Origin of the sequence: Streptomyces sp. SID5469 (assembly GCF_009862865.1) — a bacterium.
GTDB classification, from domain to species: Bacteria; Actinomycetota; Actinomycetes; order Streptomycetales; family Streptomycetaceae; genus Streptomyces; species Streptomyces avermitilis.
Window position 1 is genome coordinate 8,017,124 of record NZ_WWIN01000001.1, and the last position, 22,970, is coordinate 8,040,093.

General features: G+C 71.1%; 22 protein-coding genes. 16 read left to right on the plus strand and 6 right to left on the minus strand.

The genetic code is table 11. The features are described from left to right. The first annotated feature begins 271 nt into the window (after nucleotides 1-271). The 5 genes from GTY58_RS34785 to GTY58_RS34805 all read left to right on the plus strand — a co-directional run bounded on the left by GTY58_RS34785 (nucleotide 272) and on the right by GTY58_RS34805 (nucleotide 4,810). Nucleotides 272-1,855, plus strand: a complete 1,584-nt coding sequence (locus tag GTY58_RS34785; RefSeq protein WP_010988102.1) for an ATP-binding protein — start codon at nucleotides 272-274, stop codon at nucleotides 1,853-1,855. Next, nucleotides 1,852-2,259 (plus strand): roadblock/LC7 domain-containing protein, encoded by a 408-nt coding sequence (locus GTY58_RS34790; protein WP_010988103.1) that lies wholly within the window; start codon nucleotides 1,852-1,854, stop codon nucleotides 2,257-2,259. The genes GTY58_RS34785 and GTY58_RS34790 overlap by 4 nt, the downstream gene beginning before the upstream one ends. Beyond that, nucleotides 2,256-2,681, plus strand: coding sequence for a DUF742 domain-containing protein (locus GTY58_RS34795; protein WP_010988104.1), 426 nt, complete (start codon nucleotides 2,256-2,258; stop codon nucleotides 2,679-2,681). Before GTY58_RS34790 ends, GTY58_RS34795 begins: the two co-directional genes overlap by 4 nt. Beyond that, nucleotides 2,662-3,282, plus strand: a complete 621-nt coding sequence (locus GTY58_RS34800; RefSeq protein ID WP_010988105.1) for an ATP/GTP-binding protein — start codon at nucleotides 2,662-2,664, stop codon at nucleotides 3,280-3,282. Before GTY58_RS34795 ends, GTY58_RS34800 begins: the two co-directional genes overlap by 20 nt. 67 nt (nucleotides 3,283-3,349) lie before the next feature. After that, nucleotides 3,350-4,810 carry a cytochrome P450 gene (locus GTY58_RS34805; RefSeq protein WP_010988106.1) on the plus strand — a complete coding sequence of 487 codons (1,461 nt, stop codon included), beginning with the start codon at nucleotides 3,350-3,352 and terminating at the stop codon, nucleotides 4,808-4,810. A gap of 70 nt (nucleotides 4,811-4,880) precedes the next feature. Here the strand turns inward: GTY58_RS34805 and GTY58_RS34810 are convergent, their stop codons facing one another. Further along, a complete protein-coding gene (locus tag GTY58_RS34810; RefSeq protein ID WP_042493887.1) occupies nucleotides 4,881-5,822 on the minus strand; it encodes an RluA family pseudouridine synthase in 942 nt (313 codons plus the stop codon). 158 nt (nucleotides 5,823-5,980) lie between these two features. On the opposite strand from GTY58_RS34810, the gene GTY58_RS34815 reads away from it, so the two are divergent. After that, a complete protein-coding gene (locus tag GTY58_RS34815; RefSeq protein WP_010988108.1) occupies nucleotides 5,981-6,583 on the plus strand; it encodes a GNAT family N-acetyltransferase in 603 nt (200 codons plus the stop codon). 15 nt (nucleotides 6,584-6,598) lie between these two features. Here GTY58_RS34815 and GTY58_RS34820 read toward each other — a convergent pair whose 3' ends face one another. Further along, on the minus strand, nucleotides 6,599-8,158 hold the full coding sequence (locus GTY58_RS34820; protein WP_037646465.1) for an amino acid permease: 1,560 nt from the start codon (nucleotides 8,156-8,158) through the stop codon (nucleotides 6,599-6,601). A 307-nt stretch (nucleotides 8,159-8,465) separates the two neighbouring features. On the opposite strand from GTY58_RS34820, the gene GTY58_RS34825 reads away from it, so the two are divergent. The 3 genes from GTY58_RS34825 (at nucleotide 8,466) to GTY58_RS34835 (ending at nucleotide 11,167) form a co-directional block, all read left to right on the plus strand. Beyond that, a complete protein-coding gene (locus tag GTY58_RS34825) occupies nucleotides 8,466-9,113 on the plus strand; it encodes a PadR family transcriptional regulator (protein WP_010988110.1) in 648 nt (215 codons plus the stop codon). Between the two features lie 249 nt (nucleotides 9,114-9,362). Further along, nucleotides 9,363-10,394 (plus strand): daunorubicin resistance protein DrrA family ABC transporter ATP-binding protein, encoded by a 1,032-nt coding sequence (locus GTY58_RS34830; RefSeq protein WP_010988111.1) that lies wholly within the window; start codon nucleotides 9,363-9,365, stop codon nucleotides 10,392-10,394. Next, the gene (locus GTY58_RS34835; protein WP_010988112.1) at nucleotides 10,391-11,167 is read left to right on the plus strand and encodes an ABC transporter permease; all 777 of its coding nucleotides are present in this window, start codon (nucleotides 10,391-10,393) and stop codon (nucleotides 11,165-11,167) included. Before GTY58_RS34830 ends, GTY58_RS34835 begins: the two co-directional genes overlap by 4 nt. A gap of 20 nt (nucleotides 11,168-11,187) precedes the next feature. On the opposite strand, the gene GTY58_RS34840 is transcribed toward GTY58_RS34835, so the two are convergent. After that, nucleotides 11,188-12,036 carry a siderophore-interacting protein gene (locus GTY58_RS34840; protein ID WP_010988113.1) on the minus strand — a complete coding sequence of 283 codons (849 nt, stop codon included), beginning with the start codon at nucleotides 12,034-12,036 and terminating at the stop codon, nucleotides 11,188-11,190. A 62-nt stretch (nucleotides 12,037-12,098) separates the two neighbouring features. After that, nucleotides 12,099-13,037, minus strand: a complete 939-nt coding sequence (locus GTY58_RS34845) for a 5'-3' exonuclease (protein WP_037646657.1) — start codon at nucleotides 13,035-13,037, stop codon at nucleotides 12,099-12,101. A 204-nt stretch (nucleotides 13,038-13,241) separates the two neighbouring features. Here GTY58_RS34845 and GTY58_RS34850 point away from each other — a divergent pair, with 204 nt between their 5' ends. The 6 genes from GTY58_RS34850 (at nucleotide 13,242) to GTY58_RS34875 (ending at nucleotide 20,122) form a co-directional block, all read left to right on the plus strand. Continuing rightward, on the plus strand, nucleotides 13,242-14,321 hold the full coding sequence (locus GTY58_RS34850; protein ID WP_010988115.1) for a glycine betaine/L-proline ABC transporter ATP-binding protein: 1,080 nt from the start codon (nucleotides 13,242-13,244) through the stop codon (nucleotides 14,319-14,321). Continuing rightward, nucleotides 14,314-16,929, plus strand: a complete 2,616-nt coding sequence (locus GTY58_RS34855) for an ABC transporter permease/substrate binding protein (protein WP_010988116.1) — start codon at nucleotides 14,314-14,316, stop codon at nucleotides 16,927-16,929. Before GTY58_RS34850 ends, GTY58_RS34855 begins: the two co-directional genes overlap by 8 nt. A gap of 102 nt (nucleotides 16,930-17,031) precedes the next feature. Beyond that, a complete protein-coding gene (locus GTY58_RS34860; protein ID WP_010988117.1) occupies nucleotides 17,032-17,712 on the plus strand; it encodes a hypothetical protein in 681 nt (226 codons plus the stop codon). A gap of 179 nt (nucleotides 17,713-17,891) precedes the next feature. Then, on the plus strand, nucleotides 17,892-18,467 hold the full coding sequence (locus tag GTY58_RS34865) for an XRE family transcriptional regulator (protein WP_010988118.1): 576 nt from the start codon (nucleotides 17,892-17,894) through the stop codon (nucleotides 18,465-18,467). Nucleotides 18,468-18,561: 94 nt separating this feature from the next. Then, the gene (locus tag GTY58_RS34870) at nucleotides 18,562-19,359 is read left to right on the plus strand and encodes a class I SAM-dependent methyltransferase (protein ID WP_010988119.1); all 798 of its coding nucleotides are present in this window, start codon (nucleotides 18,562-18,564) and stop codon (nucleotides 19,357-19,359) included. 31 nt (nucleotides 19,360-19,390) lie between these two features. Continuing rightward, nucleotides 19,391-20,122, plus strand: a complete 732-nt coding sequence (locus GTY58_RS34875; protein WP_037646470.1) for a helical backbone metal receptor — start codon at nucleotides 19,391-19,393, stop codon at nucleotides 20,120-20,122. On the opposite strand, the gene GTY58_RS34880 is transcribed toward GTY58_RS34875, so the two are convergent. Next, nucleotides 20,088-21,248 carry a TDT family transporter gene (locus GTY58_RS34880; RefSeq protein ID WP_010988121.1) on the minus strand — a complete coding sequence of 387 codons (1,161 nt, stop codon included), beginning with the start codon at nucleotides 21,246-21,248 and terminating at the stop codon, nucleotides 20,088-20,090. The genes GTY58_RS34875 and GTY58_RS34880 overlap by 35 nt on opposite strands. A gap of 70 nt (nucleotides 21,249-21,318) precedes the next feature. Here GTY58_RS34880 and GTY58_RS34885 point away from each other — a divergent pair, with 70 nt between their 5' ends. After that, complete coding sequence (locus tag GTY58_RS34885; protein ID WP_010988122.1) at nucleotides 21,319-22,239, plus strand: LysR family transcriptional regulator; 921 nt, start codon at nucleotides 21,319-21,321, stop codon at nucleotides 22,237-22,239. A 31-nt stretch (nucleotides 22,240-22,270) separates the two neighbouring features. On the opposite strand, the gene GTY58_RS34890 is transcribed toward GTY58_RS34885, so the two are convergent. Beyond that, nucleotides 22,271-22,954 carry a gamma-glutamyl-gamma-aminobutyrate hydrolase family protein gene (locus GTY58_RS34890; protein WP_037646474.1) on the minus strand — a complete coding sequence of 228 codons (684 nt, stop codon included), beginning with the start codon at nucleotides 22,952-22,954 and terminating at the stop codon, nucleotides 22,271-22,273. Nucleotides 22,955-22,970: the final 16 nt, after the last annotated feature.

The following is a 22,970-nucleotide window of genomic DNA, read 5'->3' on the forward strand; positions in this document are numbered from 1 at the left end:
TTTTCGCATGCCTGTGCCTCGTGACGCAGTGTGTGCGAATGGAGGCGCAGCGTGCAAATGGGGCCGAGCGTACTCCTGGCGCAGGAGTCATTTCAGGTGCTTGCTGAATATGACATAGCGATGATCCGGTCGGACTAAGCTCGCCCGCAGCGCACCAGGTTGAGATGAATTCGTGCGCCTGTTCCCAAAAATACCGAAGATCCAGATCCGTACCCCACGTACCTCAGCACAACACCCCCCAACCCCAGCCGATTTGTCTCAGAGGGCATACATGGTGAGTGTTCAATCGCCTCCCGGTGGCCGTGAACTTCCCTACGCGCGCGTGCTGTTGCTGCCGGCCATACTGATGGCCGCGGCGACCGGGGCCGCCGTCGCCTTGGTGGCGGAGCCGGCCCGGATCGCCGTCGGCTGGTGCGGAGCCGTCGCGACGCTCCTCGTCATCGCCGCCGCGGCCGAAGCGGTACGCCGCGGCCGCACCGTCCGTGAGCTGCGCGCCGAGGTCGCGCGCCGGACCGCCGACCTGGAAGAACGCGTCGCCGCCCACGACGCGGAGTTCGTGCGCCTGGGTCAGGAAATCCTGCCCGCGGCACTGGAGTTGGTGCGGGTCGGCGAGTCCCCGTCGGAGGTGATCCGCAAAACCGTCGACGCGGAGCCCGAGTGGCGCGACCTTCCCCCACCGCAGCGCAGTCTGCTGACCACCGTCGTCAGGGTCGTGGACCGCCAGTTCGCCCTGCGCGACTCCTCGCAGCGCACCTTCGTCAACATCGCCCGTCGCGTCCAGGCGATCGTCCACCAGCAGAACAAGGAACTGCGGGAGATGGAGGAGGACCACGGCCGTAACCCCGAGGTCTTCGACGACCTGCTCCGCATCGACCACGGCACCGCGCTGATCGGCCGTCTCGCCGACTCCATCGCCGTCCTCGGCGGCGGCCGGCCCGGCCGCCAGTGGCCCCTGCCCGTACCGCTGTACAGCGTGCTGCGCGGCGCGATGTCCCGCATCCTGGAGTACCGCCGCGTCGAACTGCACTCCATCGCCAAGGTCAATGTCGCCGGCGTCTCCGTGGAACCGCTCATCCACGCCGCGGCCGAACTCCTCGACAACGCCACCCGCTACTCGCCGCCGCAGACCAAGGTGCACGTCACCGCGATCGAGGTGCAGACCGGCGTCGCCATCGAGATCGAGGACGCCGGCGTCAGCCTCAGCGAGGAGGCCCTCGCCCGCACCGAGGGCATGATCGAGCGCGCCAAGATGAGCATGGACCTCCAGGACATCGGCGAGACCCCGCGTCTGGGCATGGCCGTCGTCGGCCGCCTCTCGACGATGTACAACATGCAGATCTCGCTGCGGCAGTCCGCGTACGGCGGCGTCCGCGCCGTCCTCGTCGTGCCGCGCGACATGCTCACCGACGACCCCGCCCCCGGCTTCGCCCACGGCATCGGCGCCGCCTCCGCACCGATCATGGACACCGACGCGGTCGAGGCACCCGACCGCAAGGCCAAGAAGCGCCGCCCCACCACCGGACCCCGGATCCCGAGCCAGTACGCGGACATGGAGGACGACGTCCCCGAGGTCACCGAGTGGACGGCCAACGGACTGCCGCAGCGGCGCCGCCGCGTGCAGATGTCGCTCACCGAGCGATACGCCGAGCAGGCGCGGATCGAGGCCGAGGCGAAGGCCACCGGGGTCAACATCTGGGAACCCGAGCCCGCCCCGGAGGAGCCGAAGGAGCCCGAGCCCGAACCCGGACTGTGGGTCGAGGCGTTCATGAACGGTCTCAAGGGCGACCCGGATCCGACCGCTTTCACCAAGAACCCGGCCCTTGCGGAGGCCGATGACGAGGGGGACCTCAAGTGATCCAGCAGCGAGCCAACTTCGACTGGATGCTCAAGGAACTCGCCGACGGGGTACCCGGCGTCCACCAGATCGTGGTGCTCTCGGCCGATGGACTGCGCATCGCGCGCTACGGCGGTGACCCGGACGCCGCCGACCGCGTCGCCGCGGCCTGCGCCGGACTGCAGAGCCTGGCCGGTGCCGTCGCCACCGAGATCCCGCACAGCGACGGCAAGATGCGCATGGTCATCATCGAGATGGACGGCGCCTACTTCTACATGATGGCGGCAGGGCCCAACGCCTACCTCGCGGTGCTCTCCGACGTGACGGCGGAGGCCGGGCTGATGAGCAACCGCATGCGCGACCTCGTCGTGCGCATCGGCGCCCACCTGACCAGCCCGCCGCGGCGCAACGGGCAGACCGTATGACTCCTCCGCAACGCCGACGGCGCTCCCCCGAGCCACAGCCTCCGCCCCGGCCCCCTCAGCCGAACGACGGGAACGACGGGAAGGACGGCGACGCGAGCAACCCGGAACGGCTGTTCATCCTCACCGGCCTGGCCGACGGGGGCGAACGGGCGGCCCTCGACCTGGTCACGCTGATCGTGGCGGGCGCCGACCCGCCGCCGACCGCCCCGCCGGAGCAGTCGGCGCTCCTGCGGCTCTGCCAGGCCCCCCTGTCCGTGGCCGAGATCTCGGCCTATCTCAGGCTGCCGTTCAGCGTGGTGACCGTCCTGCTCACCGAGCTGCTGGCGGCCGAACTGGTAACGGCACGCGCCCCCATCTCGCGAGAGGCGCTGCCCGACCGTTCCCTCCTCGAAGCGGTGATGCATGGACTTCAAAAGCTCTGACGCCATCAGGGGCCCCCGGACCGAGGACCATCTGCCGCACACGGCCCAGGCCGCCGTGAAGATCGTCATCGTCGGCGGCTTCGGCGTCGGCAAGACGACCATGGTCGGTTCCGTCAGCGAGATCAGGCCGCTGACCACCGAGGAGACCATGACACAGATGGGCATCGGCGTCGACGACAACTACGGCTCGGAGAGCAAGACGGCCACCACCGTCGCGATGGACTTCGGCCGTATCAGCATCACCGAGCAACTGGTGCTGTACCTGTTCGGGACGCCCGGCCAGGAGCGCTTCTGGTTCCTGTGGAACGGCCTGTTCGAAGGCGCCCTCGGCGCGGTCGTCCTGATCGACACCCGCCGCCTCGAGGTCAGCTTCGACGTCATCGGCCGGCTGGAGGAACGCGGGGTGCCCTTCGTCATCGCCGTGAACGACTTCCCGGACGCGCCCCGCTACCCCGTCGAGGATCTGCGCGGCGCACTCGACCTGACCGAGGACATCCCCATCGTGAAGTGCGACGCGCGGCGCCGGGCCTCCAGCCGGGAGGTCCTGATGACGCTGATGCACTTCCTGCACTCGCTGGCCGTGTCCAAGACGTCCGTCTGAACCGGCCACGCCCCCACCCGCCGACTCCGCGGAGTCCTCATCCACTTCAGTCTTCGGAGCGACCATCGTGACGCCTGAACCCCACCCCTCGACCGGCACGGACGACCCGACGTTCGGCCCGCCCCCCGGCTGCCCCGCCCACGACCCCGGCCTCGGCGGGGTGCGCAGGCTGTACGGGCCCGAGGCGGAGGACCTGGGAGACCTGTACGAGAAACTCCGCGCCGAACACGGTGCGGTGGCCCCTGTGCTGCTCCACAACGACGTACCGATGTGGGTCGTGCTGGGCCACACCGAGAACCTGCACATGGTGCGCAGCCCCTCGCAGTACACCCGTGACAGCCGCGTCTGGACCCCCGTCCTGGACGGCACCGCGGGCCCCGACCACCCGCTGATGCCGCACATCGCCTGGCAGCCCATCTGCTCGCACGCGGAGGGCGACGAGCATCTGCGGCTGCGCGGGGCGGTCAGCGGTGCCATCTCGACCATCGACCACCGAGGCATCCGCCGCTACATCAACCGGTCGTCGCAGGCTCTCGTCAACCGGTTCTGCGAGGAGGGCAGAGCCGACCTGGTCGGCCAGTTCGCCGAGCATCTGCCGATGGCGGTGATGTGCGAGATCCTCGGCATGCCCGACGAGTACAACGACCGCATGGTGCAGGCCGCCCGCGACATGCTCAAGGGCACCGAGACCGCGATCGCCAGCAACGCGTACGTCATGGACGCCCTGATGCGGCTCACCGCCCGCCGCCGGGCCCACCCCGAGGGGGACTTCACCAGCCACCTCATCAACCACCCGGCGCAGCTCAGCGACGACGAGGTCGGCCAGCATCTGCGGCTCGTACTGATCGCCGCGTACGAGGCCACCACCAACCTCCTCGCCAACGTGCTGCGCATGGTCCTCACCGACCCGCGCTTCCGTGCCCAGCTCAACGGCGGCCAGATGACGGTGCCCGAGGCGGTCGAGCAGTCCCTGTGGGACGAACCGCCGTTCAGCACCGTTCTCGGCTACTTCGCCAAGCAGGAGACCGAGCTCGGCGGCCAGCTCATCCGCAAGGGCGACGGTCTGCTCCTCGGGATCGCGCCGGGCAACGTCGACCCGCACGTACGCCCGGACCTGTCGGCCAACATGCAGGGCAACCGGTCCCACCTCGCCTTCGGCGGCGGCCCGCACGAGTGCCCGGGCCAGGACGTCGGGCGCGCCATCGCCGACGTCGGCGTCGACGCCCTGCTCATGCGGCTGCCGGACGTCCAGCTCGACTGCGCGGAGGACGAGTTGCGCTGGACGGCGTCCATCTCGTCGCGGCACCTGGTGGAGCTGCCGGTACGGTTCGCGCCGAAGGAACCGCAGGACGTGTCGCAGCGGCCCAGCCTCCGTCCGCTGCCGCAGCCGGTCCCGAGCCGGCCGGTCCGGACGCAGCAGCCGCAGGCCACGACACCGCCCCCGGCGCCCCCGGCCCCGCCCGCCGCCGCGCCGGAACGCGGTCCTGGCGCCTGGCAGCGGTTCCTGCGCTGGTGGCGCGGCTACTGAGCCTTCTTCCTGTACCGGGCGTGCGGGTACCGGGTGTCCGGTCGCCGATCCTCCTGTGCCGGTGGCGTGGCTACCGGACCCAGTCCTCGTACGCCGACCAGGCGGTGAGTACCCGCTCGCTCAGGAACCGGTGCTCGTGCCCCGTGACCGGATCGGTGAACTCCAGGACCCGCGCGAGCAGTTGGAGCGGGCGCCGGAAGTCACCGGCCGGCCCGGGGTCGGTCACCACCGGGTAGAGGGGGTCGCCGAGGATCGGCAGGCCCAACGCGTTCATGTGCACCCGGAGTTGATGGGTCTGGCCGGTGCGGGGGAGGAGCCGGTACCGCCCCCGGCCGTCCCGGTGCTCCGTCAGCTCGATCCGGCTCACCGCGTTGGGCTCCCCGGCGACCTCCCGGGCGGCCAGTAGGCCCCGCTCCTTCAGGATCCGGCTGCGCACGGTACGCGGAAGGGCGACCTCCGGGTCGTACGTGGCGACGGCCTCGTACTCCTTGTGCACGAGCTTGTCGCGGAACAGCGACTGGTACGCGCCGCGCTCCCCGGGCCGTACGGTGAACAGCACAAGGCCGGCCGTGAGCCGGTCGAGCCGGTGCGCGGCCCCGAGCTCCGGGATGCCGAGGTCCCGCCGCAGCCGTGCGAGAACGGTCTCGGCGACATGGCTGCCGCGCGGGGTGGTGGCGAGGAAGTGCGGCTTGTCGGCGACGACGATGTGCTCGTCGCGGTACACCACGTCGAGCGCGAACGGCACGCGCTCCTCGTCGGGCAGTTCGCGGTGGAACCACACGAACATCCCCGGCACATACGCCGTGTCGCGCTCGACGGGCCGCCCGTCCGCCCCGACGATCAGACCGGCGTCGAGCATCCCGTCGACCACTCCGTCCCCGGCCGCGAGCCGGGCCACGAGATGGTCGCGGACGGTGCCCCAGGCCCCGCCCTGCGGCAGCTTCACCCGCACCGGGTCGACCCCCTCGCGCTGGGGGAGGGGAGAGGGCGGGATGCGGGGTTTGCGTCTCATTGCGATCAGCGTACGAGGGGCCACCGACAGCGGAGGTACGGGGGCGCGGGCCAGGGCGCCGGGTCCGGACGGGGCGAGGCGCGGGGTGCGGACGGGGCGAGGCGCGGGGTGCGGAAATCCACTGGGACCGCGGAGCGCACCTTGGCAGGATGCGGATCATGCCCTACCTCACCGGCCCGGTGCTCCCCGCCGGCACCCTCGCCCGCTCCGAGCAGCCCACGATCCCCACCGGCGACGGCCTGGTCCTGCGGCCCTGGACGGCCGAGGACGCGCCCGCTGTCCACGAGGCCTTCCAGGACCCCGTCATGCATCAATGGCACATCCGCGCCGCAGACTCGACGGACGAGGTCGCCGGCTGGATCGAGGAGTGGCGGACGGCCTGGGCGGGAGAACGGAACGTGCAGTGGGCCGTGGCCGACGCGGACACCGACCGGCTGCGAGGACGCGTCGCGCTGCGGGACGTCCTGCTCGGCGACGGGGTGGCCGAGGTCGCGTACTGGACCGTGGCGGGCGCCCGCGGACAGGGCGTCGCCGCGCGTGCCACCTCGGCCCTCGCGTCCTGGGCGCTCGACGAGGTCGGCTTCCACCGCCTGGAGCTGAGCCACGCCACGGCCAACGAGGCCTCCTGCCGTGTCGCCGCCAAGGCCGGCTTCACCCTGGAGGGCACCAGGCGCAGCGCCCTCCTCCACCAGGACGGCTGGCACGACATGCATCTGCACGCGCGCGTACAGGGCGATCCGAGCCAGGGCCCCACGGCCTAGGCCTGCCCTGGGTTCCTAGGCGGTCGCCTCCTGGACCGTCGCCTCCGGCGCGGGAGCCGGGGCCGACGTCCGCCCGCGGTACGCCCGGTAGGCCGCGCCCGCCGCGAGGGTCACCGCCAGGAACAGCACGGTGAACCACTGGAAGTACCAGTGCCCGCCCGCGGGGTCGTACACCTCCGCCCGCGGCCAGGCGAGGTCGACGGTCATGAGGAGGCCGTAGAGGAGGGCGAGCGTGTTGACGGGTACGCCCCAGCGGCCCAGGGAGAAGAGCGGGGCGCCCGTCTCGTCCGTGCCCTCGGTGGTGAACTCGCCGCGCAGCCGCCGTACCAGCAGCGGCCCGGTCACCATCGCGTACGCCAGGTACAGCATCACGATGCAGGTCGTACCGATGGCCAGGAAGGCCTCCGGGGAGGCGAAGTTGAGGAGCAGCAGCGCGGCCGCCAGGACGCCGACCACCAGGGCGGGGGCGCTGGGCATGCCGGTGCGCGGGTTGACCCGGGCCAGGCGCCGGGCGAAGGGGAGCCGGCCGTCGCGGGCCATGGAGAAGAGCATGCGGCAGGCCGCCGTCTGGATGGCGAGGGTCGCCACGGAGATCGCCACCACCACGTCGGCGAGCAGAACCCGGCCGACACCGTCGCCGAGGCTGCTGGTCAGGACGTAGCTCAGACCGTCGACCCCGAGGCGGCCGTCCGTCAGGCTGGGGGCCGCGAGCAGTCCGCCGAGGACGATCAGCCCGCCCAGCAGGCCGGCCGCGCCGAGCGCGGTGAGGATCGTGCGGGGCGCGACGCGGCGCGGGTTGTGGGTCTCCTCGCTCATCTCGCCCGCGCTGTCGAAGCCGATCATCACGTACGCCGCCGTGAACGACCCCACCGCCAGCGCCCCGAACAGGCCCGCTTGAGCCCCGCCGCCGGTGTGGAAGGTGATGCCGGGCGAGCGCTCGGAGTGGGTGAGCAGCAGCACGATGATGAGGACGGCCCCGATGATCTCGGCGGTCACGCCGACGCGGTTGATCACGGACATCACGCGGTTGTCGATGACGTTCACGAACGTGGTGAGCACCAGCAGGATGACGCCCAGCACCGCCGCGTTCGCCGCGCCGCTCGCGCTGGTGGGCGCCGGATCGCCGCCCACCAGCTGGAAGCCCGACCAGATCGGCGGCATCACCATCTGGAGCGCGAGTGCCGCCGCCGCGACCACCACGATCTGGCCGATCACCATGATCCAGCCGGCGAACCAGCCGAAGGTGAGGTTCGACAGGCGCGAGGACCACTGGTAGATCGCGCCCGAGATCGGATAGCGCGCGGCCAGCTCGGCGAAGCACGCGGCCACCAGCAGCTGGCCCACCAGCACGGCAGGCCAGGCCCAGAAGAAGACGGGGCCCCCGAAGGCGTACCCGAAGGCGAAGAACTGGAAGACCGTCGTCAGGACGGAGATGAAGGAGAACCCGGCGGCGAAGGAGGCGTACCGTCCCAGGCTGCGGTGCAGCTCCTGGCGGTAGCCGAACTCCGCGAGATCGGCGGCACTTTCGGGCCGTGGCGGGTCGGGGCGGACATCGGCGGGGGCGGTGCTCGTCATGGCGGCAACCTGCTTTCGCACAGCGGCGCGAGAGTTCCTGTCGGGCGACAGAAATTAGGGAGGCCCTGTTTCATGGGCGTCACGCGGCCGTGTCCGGGGCGGGCCTAAGTCCTCACGGGGTTGCGGAGGTATCTCAGACGCGATACATCGTGTGTATTGACCGGGCTTTTCGAAACGCGATATGTTCGGTCACGAATATTCGGTGCCGATGCGATGTCGATGCGCACGTCGACGTCGATGAACACGTCGACGCGATGTTGACGGGATGTCGACGGGATGCCGAGGGGATGGAAGGGGGGATTTCGTGATGGGGACCAAGCGCCGCAAGCTCGGCAATCCGCTGGCGCTGGCCGTGATGGTGCTGCTCATGGAGAAGCCCATGCATCCGTACGAGATCGCGCAGACCCTCTGCCGCCGCGGCAAGGACACCACCACGAAGATCAACTACGGCTCGCTCTACACGGTCGTCCAGAACCTGGAGAAGCACGGTTTCGTGGAGGTCGCCGAGGTGCAGCGACAGGGCAACCGCCCCGAGCGCACGCTGTACGGCATCACGGACGCCGGGCGCGAAGAGGCGACGGAGTGGCTGTCCGATCTGCTGGCGGTCCCGGCCCGGGAGTACCCGATCTTCGAGACCGCGCTCTCCTTGCTGGGTGTGCTCCACCCCGACGAGGTGACGCGTCTGCTCGAGGAGCGGCTCACCCAGCTGGAAGTGCAGGTGGCGAGCGCGCGAGGCGGCCTGGAGAAGCTGTACGAGACGCTGCCGCGCCTCTTCCTGGTGGAGACCGAGTACCAACTGCACATGGTCGAGGCGCAGGCCGAGTGGGTCCGCGGCTTCCTGCGGGAGCTGCACGACGGCTCGCTGGCCGGCGTCGAGGCATGGCGGCGTTTCCACGAGACGGGGGAGATCCCGCCCGAGTTCAAGGACTTGGAGGAGCGCCACTTCGAGAAGTGACCCCACAGAGAACAGACCCCGGCAGGACTGTTGCAGCAGTCCCGCCAGGGTCTCGAACCCCGAACCGGATCCGCCGTGAGGCAGACCGGGCGACCGAGGTGCGGCACACCCAGGATAGCCCGGCGCTCTTCACCCGGATCGATCGTCATCCGCTTGCACGGATCACGTCACGCCCGCCCATCGCGGACCTGCCGTCGTCCACCGCACAGCGGCCCCCTGGTCATCCGCTCACACAGGAGAGCAGTCGTCATGAACACCCGTGCGCCCGCGGTAGAGGCGCGTCAGCTGATCAAGACCTATCCCGGTGATGTCACCGCCCTGAGCGGCATGGACATCACCGTCGAGCCGGGCACCGTCTTCGGCCTCCTCGGGCCCAACGGCGCGGGCAAGTCCACCACCGTCAAGATCCTCACCACCCTGGCCCGCCCCGACTCGGGCACGGCCACCGTCGCGGGCCACGATGTGCTGCGCCACCCCGACCGGGTGCGCCGCGCGATCGGCGTGGTCGCCCAGAGCTCCGGCGCCGACCCGGTCGCCACCGGCCGGGAGAACCTCCGACTCCAGGGCAGGCTCCATGGGTTGAAGGGCGCCGGGCTGAGCCGCCGGGTGGCCGAGCTGCTGGACCGCTTCAAGCTGGCCGACGCCGCCGGGCGTCAGGTCAAGGGCTACTCCGGCGGTATGCGGCGTCGGCTCGATGTCGCGCTCGGGCTGGTCCACCGGCCCGAGGTGCTCTTCCTCGACGAGCCCACCACCGGCCTCGACCCCGAGGCGCGCACCGCCATGTGGGACGAGATCGCCCGGCTCGCCGGCGACGAGGGCCTGACCATCCTGCTCACCACCCACTACCTCGAAGAGGCCGACCGGCTCGCCGAACGTATCGCCATCGTCGACCGCGGCCGTGTGGTCGTCGAAGGCACACCGGACGGGCTGAAGGGGGAACTGCGAGGTGACGCCATCCACTTGGAGCTGCGCGAAGCGGTCGGCCAGGCCGGTCGTACGCTGCTGAAGGGCTCCCTCGGCGGGGTGCCCGGAGTGCACGAGGTGCTCTTCGACGACGCGCAGGGCCGCCGCGTCAGCGTCCGCGCGGACGACGGAGCCGCCGCGATGCCCGCCCTGCTCGGCGCTCTGGAGCGAGCCGGTGTCGGGGTGGCCGCGGCGACCGTGGCCCGTCCCTCGCTCGACGACGTCTATCTCCGTCACGCGGGGCGCCGTTACTCCGAGGCGGAGGCGGAAGGCGCCGACAGCCTCGCCCTCGCGGGAGCCACGGGAGGTACCCGATGAGCACGGCCGTCTCCCAGACCTGGTACATGACACAGCGTCAACTCATGGTGTTCGTACGGCAGCCCGCGTATCTGCTGATCACGTTGATCCAGCCGGTGGTCTGGCTGTTCCTGTTCGGCAACCTCTTCAAGAAGGTCGTCGAACTCGGCGGCTTCGGCACGACCTCCTACCTGGACTACCTCGTCCCGGGCGTGGTGGTGATGAGCGCGCTCAGCTCCAACATGTGGGCGGGCATGAGCACGCTCGACGAGATCCAGCGGGGCACGCTCGACAGGTTCCTCACCACACCGGTCAGCCGGGCGGCCCTGATGAACGGCAATGTCGTCAACAACGGCCTGGTCACCGCACTCCAGTCGGTGATCATCGTGCTGCTCGGCCTGCTGGGCGGCGCGGACTATCCGGGCGGGTTCGGCGGGGTAGCCGTTCTGATCGTCGCCTCGGTGCTGCTCGGCACGGTCTTCGGAGCACTGTCCAACGCGCTGGGCATGCTGGTCCGGGAGCGGGAGTCCATCATCGGCATCAACACGTTCCTGCTGCTGCCGCTGACCTTCCTGTCCAGTGCCTTCATGGCCACGTCCCAGATGCCCGGCTGGATGCGGCGCACAGCCGACTTCAACCCGCTCGACTGGGCGATGGTGGCGGGTCGTTCGGCCATGTCCGAGCATCCGGACTGGGGCGGCGTGCTCGGCCGGGGCGGGGCGCTGCTGGCCTTGGCGGTCGCGGCGGTGTGGCTCTCGATCCGGACGTTCAGGTCGTACCAGCGGTCGGTGTGACGGACGCGCTCAGGAGTCGCTCAGGAGGCGGCCGGTTCGGCCGTCTCCTGCTCCGCCTCCACCTGCGCGTTCCACTCCCGCTTCGCCGCCTGCCAGCCGTCCTCGTTGTGGCCGAGGCGCCAGTAGCCGGAGATGGAGAGGTCCTCGCGCGGGATCTCGCGCTCGACGCGCAGCAGCTTGCGCAGCTCCTTCACGAAGCCCGCCTCGCCGTGGACGAACGCGTGCACCCGCCCCGCCGGGAACTCCAGCGCACGGACGGCCTCGACCAGGGCCTCGCCGACCGGCCGGTCTCCGCGGTGCAGCCAGACGACATCCACGTCGGAGGCGATCTTCTGCTCCTCTTCCGGGCCGGAGACCTCGATGAAGGCACGCACGTCGGCGCCGTCGGGCAGCGACTCCAAGGCCGCGGCGATCGCGGGCAGTGCGCTCTCATCACCCGCCAGCAGATGCCAGTCGGCGCTCGTGTCCGGCGCGTACGCACCGCCGGGGCCCATGAACCGCACGAGTTCGCCCGACTGGACGCGGGTGGCCCACGGCCCGGCGAGCCCCTCGTCGCCATGCACCACGAAGTCGAGGGTCAGCTCGCGCAGTTCGGGATCCCAGGCGCGCACCGTGTACGTCCGCGTCACGGGCCACTGGTCGCGCGGGAACTCCTCGCGGACGCGCTGCATGTCGAAGGGCTCGGGGTAAGTGACTCCCTCGGCACCGAACAGCAGCTTCACATAGTGGTCGGTGCGGGTGCCCACGGTGAACTCGGCGAGGCCGTCGCCGCCGAGCACCACACGCTGCATGTGCGGGGTGAGCCGCTCGGTGCGGATGACCCGCGCCGAGTGGGGCTTAGGGGTCCTGCGTTCCGGACGCTCTGCCATGACGGCCTCCCAGATCTGCATGCTTAGGCTTACCTAAGTTAGCACCTTCTCCTGGGCAACATCTATGCCTGCAGCGTCGAGAGCAACCTGTGCAACGAGCCGCCGAGCCCCCAGCGGGCGGCGAGTTCGTCCAGGGCCGCCGGATCGCGCGGGGCGCCCGGCAGCGTGATGTCGACGTCCGGCAGCGGCACGTCACCGGCCACCCGCACGACCTTGGGCGCGACCGCGAGGTACGGCCGGGACTCGTCGAGGCGCTTGCGCTGCGACGGCGTCAGCTTCGCCTTCGGGTCGTCGACCGCGGCCATGATGCCGGCCAGGTCGCCGAACTCGGCGAGCAGCTTGGCGGCCGTCTTCTCGCCGATCCCGGGCACGCCCGGCAGACCGTCGCTCGGGTCACCGCGCAGCAGTGCCAGATCCGCGTACCCCCCTCCGTCGACTCCGTACTTCTCACGCAGCCACGCCTCGTCGGTGAGCTGGAGCAGGCCGACGCCCTTGAGCGGATAGAGGACCCGGATCCCGCGCTCGTCGTCCACCAGTTGGTACAGGTCGCGGTCGCCGGTGACGATGTCGACGGGGCCCTTCGCGCGGGCCGTGAACGTGCCGATCACGTCGTCCGCCTCGTACCCCTCGACGCCCACGCGCGCGATGCCGAGCGCGTCGAGCACGTTCTCGATGACGGGCACCTGCGGAGAGAGGGTGTCGGGGACCTCCTCCTCGTCCGGCCCCGACTCGCGCTCCTCGGCCACGCGGTGCGCCTTGTAGGAGGGGATCAGGTCGACCCGCCACTGCGGACGCCAGTCCGCGTCCATGCAGGCCACCAGTTCGTCGGGACGGTGGTCCTTGACCAGGCGGTCGATGAATTCGAGCAGTCCGCGCACGGCGTTCACCGGGGTGCCGTCCGGGGCCTTCACGGAGTCCGGGACGCCGAAATAGGCGCGGAAATAGAGCGAGGCGGTGTCGAGAAGCATGAGTCGTCGAGTTGGCTGCGTCACCTTTCGCATCATGCCGTACGGCACCGACAGGCACCCCGCCGACGCAGACGTGGCAGTTCAGAGTGCCCTTACGTAACAGAAGTAAACGGATTGTGAACTGGAGCACTCCTGAGTTTGACCCCTTCAAGAGGGGGCAGGCGCCGCGTCGGAGCAGAGCCCGTTGCATTTTCAATCGTCCGAGGGCCTCGCGACGCTCCAGGACGAGAGGTACACGTGTCATCCAGGCTGCAGGCCGAGAGCCTGTACAAGGTCTTCGGCAGACGACCCGGCGAGGCCGTGGAGCGGCTCCGCTCGGGAGCCGACCGCGAGGAGCTGCGCGCCGACGGCACCACCGCCGCCGTGATCGACGCCTCCTTCACGGTGGAGCCGGGTGAGATCTTCGTCGTCATGGGCCTGTCCGGCTCCGGCAAGTCCACACTGCTGCGCATGCTCAACGGACTCCTCGAGCCGACCGCCGGGCACGTCCGCTTCGACGACCAGGACCTGACCGCGCTCGGCGACCGCGCACTGCGCGAGGTCCGCTCCAAGAAGATCAGCATGGTCTTCCAGCACTTCGCGCTCTTCCCGCACCGCAGCGTCCGCGAGAACGCCGCCTACGGTCTCGAGGTGCAGGGCGTGCCCCGCGCCGAGCGCGAGCGGCGCGCCGACGAGGCGCTCGCCCTGTGCGGCCTCGGCGGCTGGGAGAAGTCCTGGCCCGACGAGCTCTCCGGCGGCATGCAGCAGCGGGTGGGCCTGGCCAGGGCGCTCGCCACCGACGCCGAACTGCTGCTGATGGACGAGTCGTTCAGCGCTCTCGACCCGCTGATCCGGCGCGATATGCAGGACCAGCTCCTGGAACTCCAGAAGACCCTCAAGAAGACCATCGTCTTCATCACCCACGACCTGAACGAGGCCATGCGCCTGGGCGACCGGATCGCCGTCATGCGCGACGGCCGCATCGTCCAGGTCGGCACCGCCGAGGACATCCTGGTACGTCCCGCCGACGACTACGTCGCCTCCTTCACCCAGGACGTCGACCGCTCCCGCGTCCTGACCGCGGGCGCCGTCATGGACCCGGACGTACGCGGCGACGAGGCGGACTGCGCCTGTGAGACCGCCACGCCCGACACGCCGTTCAACGAACTCTGCGCCATCAGCGCGCGTCTCTCGCATCCCGTCGCGGTGCTGGACAAGAAACGGAAACTCCTCGGTGTGGTGCCCCGGCAACGGCTCGTCGGCTTCCTCGGTGACGAGCGGGGCGAACCCGCCGCGTGTGCGACGCCGCGCGCGAAGGCGGTGACGACCGATGCCTAGGATCCCCTTCGGCGACTGGGTCAACGACACCGTCGACTGGCTGCTGAACCACATGTCGTGGCTCTTCGACTTCTTCAAGACGGTCTTCCTGGGTGCCTTCGACGGCATCGACGCGGTCCTCCAGGCTCCGCAGCCGCTCCTCCTCGCCGGAATCCTCGCGGTGATCGCGTTCTGGCTGCGCGGCACGTCAGCGGGTGTCCTCACCTTCGTGGGATTCGCGTTCATCGACTCCCTCGAACTGTGGGAGGACGCGATGGTGACCCTGTCGCTCGTCCTCGTGGCCACGGTCATCGCGCTCGTGGTCTCCGTGCCCGTGGGTATCTGGGCGGCGCGTTCGGACCGGGTCAGCAGCATCGTGCGCCCCGTGCTCGACTTCATGCAGACGCTGCCCGCGATGATCTACCTCATCCCGGCGATCCTGTTCTTCGGCACCGGCGCCCCCGCGGGCATCGTGGCGACCCTGATCTTCGCGCTGGCACCCGGCGTCCGGATGACCGAGCTGGGCATCCGTCAGGTCGACAAGGAACTGGTCGAGGCCGCCGACGCGTTCGGCACCACCCCCCGCAACATCCTGCTGCGCGTCCAGCTCCCGCTGGCGCTGCCGACGGTCATGGCCGGTGTCAACCAGGTCATCATGCTGGGTCTGTCCATGGCCGCCATCGCGGGCATGGTCGGCACCGGCGGCCTCGGCGGCGACGTCAACGAGGCCATCGGCCAGCTCAACGTCGGCCTCGGCTCGGAGGCCGGTGTCGCCATCGTCATCCTGGCCATCTACCTGGACCGCATGACCAGTGCCCTGGGCACCCAGGTCTCGCCGCTCGGCCGCCGCGCCGCCGCCAAGCTGCGCGCCGCGCAGGGCCTGAAGATCTGGTCCTACCGCCCCCGGGCCGCCGTGGCCGTGGTCGGTGTGGTCGTCCTCGCGCTGGTCGCGGGCGGCATGGGCATCTTCGGCGGTACGACGTCGTCGACCGCCGCGTCCGACGCCGAGAACGTCGGCCAGGGCAAGAAGGTCACCATCGGCTACATCCCGTGGGACGAGGGCGTCGCCTCCACCTTCCTGTGGCAGGAGGTGCTGGAACAGCGCGGCTTCCAGGTCGACACCAAGCAGTTCGACGCGGGCCCGCTCTACACCTCGCTCGGGCAGGGAGACATCGACTTCCAGACCGACTCCTGGCTGCCGACCACGCACGCGCAGTACTGGAAGAAGTACGGCAAGCAACTCGACGACCTGGGTTCCTGGTACGGCCCGACGTCGCTGGAGCTGAGCGTGCCCTCGTACATGAAGGGCGTCGACTCCCTGGCGGACCTCAAGGGCCAGGCCTCGAAGTTCGGCGGCAAGATCACCGGCATCGAGTCCAGCGCCGGCATGATGGGCCTGCTCAAGACCAAGGTCCTGAAGGAGTACGGGCTCGACAAGGAGTACAAGGTCGTCGACAGCTCCACGCCCGCCATGCTGGCCGAGCTGAAGCGCGCGTACGCCAAGAAGGACCCCGTCGTCGTCACGCTCTGGTCGCCGCACTGGGCGTACAGCGACTACGACCTGAAGAAGCTCAAGGACCCCAAGGGCGCCTGGGGCAAGGGCGACGGGGTGCACACCCTCGCCCGCAAGGGCTTCGCCCAGGACAACCCGGTCGTCGGCCGGTGGCTCAAGAACTTCAAGATGACCGAGAAGCAGCTCACCGGTCTCGAGGCGGAGATCAACAAGGCGGGCAAGGGCAAGCAGCAGGACGCCGTGCGCTCCTGGCTGAAGCGGAACCCGGGTGTCGTCGACAAGCTGGCGCCGGTCAAGAGCGCCACGTCCGGCGCCGCCGGCGAGACGAAGCGTCCGCTGGACGTAGCCTGGTTCCCCTGGGACGAGGACGTCGCCGTCACCTACCTGTGGAAGAACGTCCTGGCGCGGCGCGGCTACACGCTGAATCTCAAGCAGATGGACGTCGGCCCCGTCTACACGGGCCTGGCCTCCGGAGATCTCGACCTCAACTTCGACGCGTGGCTGCCGTACGCCCAGAAGAACTACTGGGACCAGCACAAGAACGACCTGAGAGACCTGGGCACCTGGTACAAACCCACGTCACTCGAAATCGCCGTGCCCTCCTACGTGAAGGACGTCAAGTCCCTCGCGGACCTCAAGGGCAAGGGCGGCACCTTCGACGGGAAGATCATCGGAATCGAGCCGGGCACCGGCGAGATGAACCTGCTCAAGACGAAGGTGCTTCCGGGGTACGGCCTGGACAAGGAGTACAAGGTCGTCGACGGCTCCACGCCCGCGATGCTCGCCGAGCTGAAGCGCGCGTACGCCAAGAAGGAGCCGGTCGCCGTCGTCCTCTGGTCGCCGCACTGGGCCTACAGCGAGTACAAGCTCACCAAGCTGGCGGACGACAAGAAGCTGTTCGGCGAGGGCAACACGATCCGGACCATCTCCAGCAAGCAGTTCCCGGAGCGGTATCCGCAGCTCACCAAGTGGATCAAGGACTTCCGGATGAGCGAGGCCGAACTCGGCAGCCTGGAGAGCGAGATCAAGAAGCGTGGGCAGGGGCATGAGCAGGACGCCGTCGCCGCGTGGCTGAAGGAGCACCCGGACATGGTGGGCCGGATGACTCCGCAGTAGTCCTGACGGCTCCGTGGAGTCCTGACGGCTCCGTGGAGTCCTGACGGCTCCGTGGAGTCCTGACGGCCCGAGGGGTGGGCTTCGCCGATACGCCGTCCGTGCGTGTGGCGTAGCCCACCCCTCGCGGCATGTCCGCGGGGCGCCCGTCGGCCCGCGCTCGGCGCCGACGGCAAGTGCGGCTCCGTACTGGCGTACGAGAAGGATCCGGACAACCGCATCGCGGTCCGCGGCCGTGCCGGCCCCGACGCCCCGCCGGCCGGGCGAGTCGAACGCGGCTTCGAGGTACCCCGCACCCTGTCGCGCGGTGCCGAGGGCACCCCGGACCCCGTCTCCGTGCACGACGGCACGCAGGTGAGGTCCGGCCCCTACCGGGGGGCCTGCGGCTCCGACCGCCGGCTCCGGCTGTCCGGCGGGACTTCAGGACCTGGCGGACCCGCCCTGACCAGCGGCTCGACCGTGCCCTGGAGGCGTGCGGGACCGGCGGCGACATCGGTGACCGCTCGCCGCTCCGCCTCGGCGCGGGGCCGCTCGTCCCGAAAACGGGGGCAGGGCCGATGCGACGACTTCGGGAGCCGGCGGACGTACGCCCATGATCGGGCCACCGGCGGGGCCGAACGGCTCGCCGTCCGCACCCACGGTGGCAACAGGGCCTTGGCCCACCCGCCGGCGACCCTCCTCGCCGGCCGGGACGGGCGTCCCGCGCTTCTGGTCAGCCGCTTCGTCCCGCGCGAGGGCTCGGCGCCCGGCGAGACGGGCGGGCCGTTCCACTGGCGCGAACTGTGAGCCTCGCCCTCCTCGGACATGACAGCGATGTGACGGGTGCATGAAACGGTTTGCCGAACATGCGTAGGGTGCAGAGAACTCATCAGGACTGGTTCGGACGCAGTGCAGGGAACAGGCGGCCACGGGTGGCCGGAAGCCGCGGGGCAGCGGACCGACGAGCGAAGGAGGGAGCCGGAGCGATGGGCGACCACAAAGAACAGCCCCTTCGGGTGGGCGCGGCCGTACGGCGTCGGCGCCGGGCACTGGAGCTCACCCTCGCCGTCGTGGCCGAGCGCAGCGGCCTGTCGGTCCCCTTCCTGAGCCAGGTCGAGAACGAACGGGCCCGCCCCAGCAGGCCCTCCCTGGAGCGCATCGCGGACGCCCTCGGCACCACCGCGGTCGAACTGCTCGCCGCGGCCGACCCGGCACGCAGCGTCGACGTCGTGCGCGCGGACGACACCGGGCTCACGCCCACCCGGGCGCGCGTGCGCCCCCTGGTGCGCGGTCACCACCAGTTGCACGCCATGGAGTTCACCGGCGACCACGACGAGGGCCGCGAATTCCAGCACCGCAACGACGAGTTGATGTACGTCGCCGACGGTGCCGTCGAGATCGAGGCGGAGGGCCGCGCCCACCGGCTCGGGCGCGGCGACACCCTGTATCTGACGGGCGGGGTGCGCCACCGGTGGCGGGCGACCGTACCGGACACCCGGGTGATCGTGGTCGCGGTCGCCGACCACATCGAGGCGGCCGAGGATCCCTCGGGCCGGCGCTGACCCGGCCTGCCGTCAGCCTGCCGTCAGTCCGCCGACCGCACGCTGACCGGATCGGGTGACACCGGTCACGGAGCGTGGCTGGAATACTGGCGGCATGCCCGACACCTCCGGATATGCCTTCGACAACACATCCGAAAGAGCAGGCAGCCGCTATGACGTGCTGGAGTCCACCTACGACCCCGTGACCTTCGCGCGGCTCGCCGAATTGGGTGTGGCGCCGGGAATGCGCTGCCTGGAGGTCGGCGCCGGTGCGGGCTCGGTCGCCGCATGGCTCGCCGAGCGCGTCGGACCGGACGGCTCCGTGCTCGCCACGGACATCGAACCGCGCTGGCTGGGCGAGCTCCCGGCGGCCGGCAACGTACGCGTCGTACGCCATGACATCACCCAGGAGGATCTGCCCGAGGGGCGGTTCGACCTGATCCACGCCCGTCTCGTGCTGCTGCACCTGCCCGAGCGGCAGGCCGCGCTCGACCGGATGGTGCGGGCGCTGCGCCCCGGCGGGCGGCTGGTCCTCGACGAGTTCGACTGCGGCTGGGTGCCGGTGCTGTCGGCGCCCTCGCCCGAATCCGCGGAGCTCTTCGAGCGGATGCACGACGCGGTGATGGGCGTGCTCACCCGGGCCGGCGCCGACATCCGCTGGGGACTGCACGCCTACGGGGCGCTGCGCGCGACCGGGCTGGCCGAGGTGGCGTCCGCCACCTGGGCCGAGGCGTGGGTGGGCGGTTCGCGCGGCATTCGGCTGCACCAGGTCAACATCCGGGATGTGGGCGGGCAGTTGACCGGGGACGGGCTGACGGACGACGATCTGGAGCGTTGTCTGCGGCTGCTCGACGACCCGTCGTTCGCCGTCAACTCCTATCCACTGATCACCACTTGGGGCAGGCGCCGGTGAGGACTTCGTGGGGCAGGCGCACTCGGGGCGGGTGTCCGTGACGCGTGTGGTCTCGCTCGTGCCCTCGCTCACCGAGGCCGTGGCCCGGTCCGCGCCCGGTGTCCTGGTCGGCGCCACCGACTGGTGCAGTCAGCCGGCGGACCTCGACGTCGTGCGGATCGGCGGGACCAAGAACCCCGATGTCGAGCGGATCGTCCGGCTCGGCCCCGATCTGGTGATCGCCAACGAGGAGGAGAACCGCGCGCCCGACCTGGCCGCTCTGCGCGAGGCCGGGGTCGAGGCCCTGGTCACCGAGGTGCGGGAGGTGCCGCAGGCCTTCCGCGAGCTGGAGCGGGTGCTGCACGCGTGCGGAGTGCCGGGCGGCCGGCCGCGCTGGCTGGACGAGGCGGAGGCGGCCTGGTCCCGGCTGCCGGCGCCGGGGCGTCGTACGACCGCCGTCGTGCCGATCTGGCGGCGGCCCTGGATGGTGCTCGGCCGGGACACGTTCGCCGGGGACCTGCTGGCCCGGCTGGGCGTCGACAACGTGTACGCGGCGCACGCGGAGCGCTATCCGCGCGTGCCGGTCGAGGAGCTGCGAGCCGCCGCTCCCGAGATCGTGGTCCTGCCGGACGAGCCGTACCGCTTCACCGCCGACGACGGCCCCGAGGCCTTCGCGGGCACGGCCTGCGCGCTGGTCAGCGGGCGCCACCTCACCTGGTACGGGCCGTCGCTGCGGGAGGCCCCGCAGGTCATCGTCGAGGCGGTGCGAGCAGCTCGCCGGTGACCAGCCCGCGGGCGGTACGGGCCGCGGTGACGGCCCAGGCGGCGACCAGCCCGGCGTACAGCGCGACGGCGAGTCCGTCGAACGCGGCGAGCCCGGTGTGCCGGGCCAGGGCCTCCGCGCCGGTGACACATGTACCGACCGGGAAGGTGAACGCCCACCAGGTCAGCGCGAAGCCCATGCCCCGCCGCCGGGCCCGCACCACCAGCGCGACCGCAAGGCCCAGCCACAGCAGGGCGAAGCCCATCACCGGGACGCCGTAGAGGACGGCGAGGACGCCGAAGCCCTGGTCGTACGGGGCGGGGACGACCCCCGGGGCGAAGTCCGCGAACTTGCCGACGGCGGTGGTGGACTGGCCGAGCGGGCCGAGGACCAGGAGAAGCGTCGGGGTGAGGACGAGGGGCAGGGGGCCCGTGGTGATGAGCCGGGCGAAAATCATCGGCAGCATCATGAGCGTGCCCAGCAGGCTGAGGCCGAACATCGCGACGCAGGCGAGCAGCAGGGTCTCCCGCGGCTGACCGGCCGGGAGATGCGGGACGAGCAGGGGGCCGAGGGCCGCCGAGACCATCGGGGCGACCAGGGGGAGCAGCCAGACGGGGGTGGCCCGGCCCGGCTCGATGCGGTGGCGGGTCACCATCAGGTAGGGCACCGCGACGGCCGCGGCGAGGCCGACGGCGGTGCCGGCGGTGAAGAGTACGGCGTCCAGGACGACGGCCGCGGTGGTGCCGAGCCAGTCCCGGCCGACGGTCAGGGTGGCGCCGCCGACGGCCAGCAGCGCCATGGCGAGGCAGCCGTAGAAGGGGGCCGTGGTGGGGCCCGTCGTGGGGTCGAGGAGGTGGGCGCGGGCCTGGTCGCGGTGGTGGATCCAGTGCAGGGCGCGGGCGCCGAGGAGGGTCACGAGCATGATCAGGGAGAGCGCCCAGAAGGCCGTGCAGGCGGTGCGCAGGCCCGGGAGGTCACCGGGGAGGCCCGCGGCGGAGCCCGAGGGAAGGCCCGCTCCCGCTGTGGCCACGATCGCGGTGCCCATCACCGAGGCGTACCAGTTGGGGCCGAGGTGGCGGAAGGCGGCGGCCCGGGGACGCGACGTGCGGACGCTGGGCGGGGCGAGGGGCTGGGCTGCGGTGACCATGGCTCCACGGTCCCTCCGTCCCGGGGACCTCACCAGGGAGTATGCCTCTATGGGGGCATAAGCTGGATTTATGAGCGAGGGTGTTGATGGTGGGTTGTCGGCCGGTCTTGCGCATCGGGTGCCGGAGTTGGGTGCGCTGGAGCTGCTGCTTGCCGTGGCACGGCTCGGAAGCCTCGGGCGGGCGGCGCGTGAGCTGGGGATCACCCAACCGGCGGCCAGCAGCCGGATTCGCTCGATGGAGCGGCAGCTGGGCGTGGCGCTGGTGGACCGGTCACCGCGGGGCTCCCGGCTGACCGAGGCGGGGGCGCTGGTCACGGACTGGGCGCGGCGGATCGTGGAGGCGGCGGAGGCGTTCGACGCGGGGGCCCAGGCGTTGCGGGGGCGGCGGGACTCGCGGCTGCGGGTCGCCGCGAGCATGACGATCGCGGAGTATCTGCTGCCGGGGTGGCTGATCGCACTGCGGGCGCAGCGGCCGGACACGGCGGTGTCGCTGCTGGCGGGGAACTCGGCGGTGGTCGCGGAGCGGTTGCTGGCGGACGAGGCGGACCTCGGGTTCGTGGAGGGGCTGTCGGTGCCGGCGGGGCTGGACTCGACGGTCATCGCGCACGACCGGCTGATCGTGGTGACGGCGCCGGGGCATCCATGGGCGCGGCGCCGGCGGCCGTTGTCGGCGGCGGAGCTGGCGGCGACGCCGTTGATCCTGCGGGAGGAGGGGTCGGGGACGCGGCAGGTGCTGGACGCCGCGCTGGGCGGACTGGCGCGGCCGCTGATCGAACTGTCGTCCACCACCGCGGTGAAGGCGTCCGCGGTGAGCGGGGCGGGGCCCGCGGTGCTGAGCGAACTGGCGTTGGGGGAGGAGCTGTCGGCGCGTCGGCTGGTGAGCATTCCGGTGGCCGAGGTGCGGTTGGGGCGGGCGTTGCGGGCGGTGTGGCGGTCGGGGCATCGGCCGACGGGGCCGGCGCGGGATCTGCTGGGGTTGACGCGGGGGTAGCGGGGGGAGGGAGGGGGCGGTGCGGCGCGGCTCAGGAAGCAGCTGCCACCAGGGCCCGCATGACCCGCAGGTCCTCGCCCATCTCCGGGTGCCACTGGACACCCAGGGCCCAAGCGGGTGCGGGGAGTTCGATCGCCTCCACGGTGCCGTCCGCCGCGTGGGCGCAGGGCAGCAGATCCGTGCCCAGGCGGTCCACCGACTGGTGGTGGTAGGTGGGGACCGCGGTCTCCTCCGGCGCCAGGTCTCCGTAGCGGGTGCCGGGTACCGGCTTGACCGGGTGGTGGCCGAAGGCGCCCACCTGCTCGACGTGCCCGTCGATGTGCTGCACGAGTGTGCCGCCCAGCGCGACGTTGAGCAGCTGCATGCCCCGGCAGATGCCCAGGAGGGGGGTGCCGGACGCCAGCGCGGCCCGGATCAGGGCCAGTTCCCAGGCGTCGCGCTCGGGAGCCGGCGGGCCCGTGCGCGGGGAGCGGGCCGCGCCGTAGTGGGACGGGTCGACGTCGGGACCGCCCGCGATCACCAGGCCGTCCAGGCGGCCCACGGCCGCGGTGGCGTGCGCCGGATCGTCCGGCGGGAGCATCGCGGCGAGTCCGCCCGCCCGCTGCACGAGCCGCGGATATCCGGCCGGGAGCAGCGCCGCCTCCAGCTCCCACACGCCCCAGCGCGCGCCGGACTCCAGATACGTACTCACGCCGATCAGCGGTCGTCCGGTCACGTGGCCGCCTCCCTTA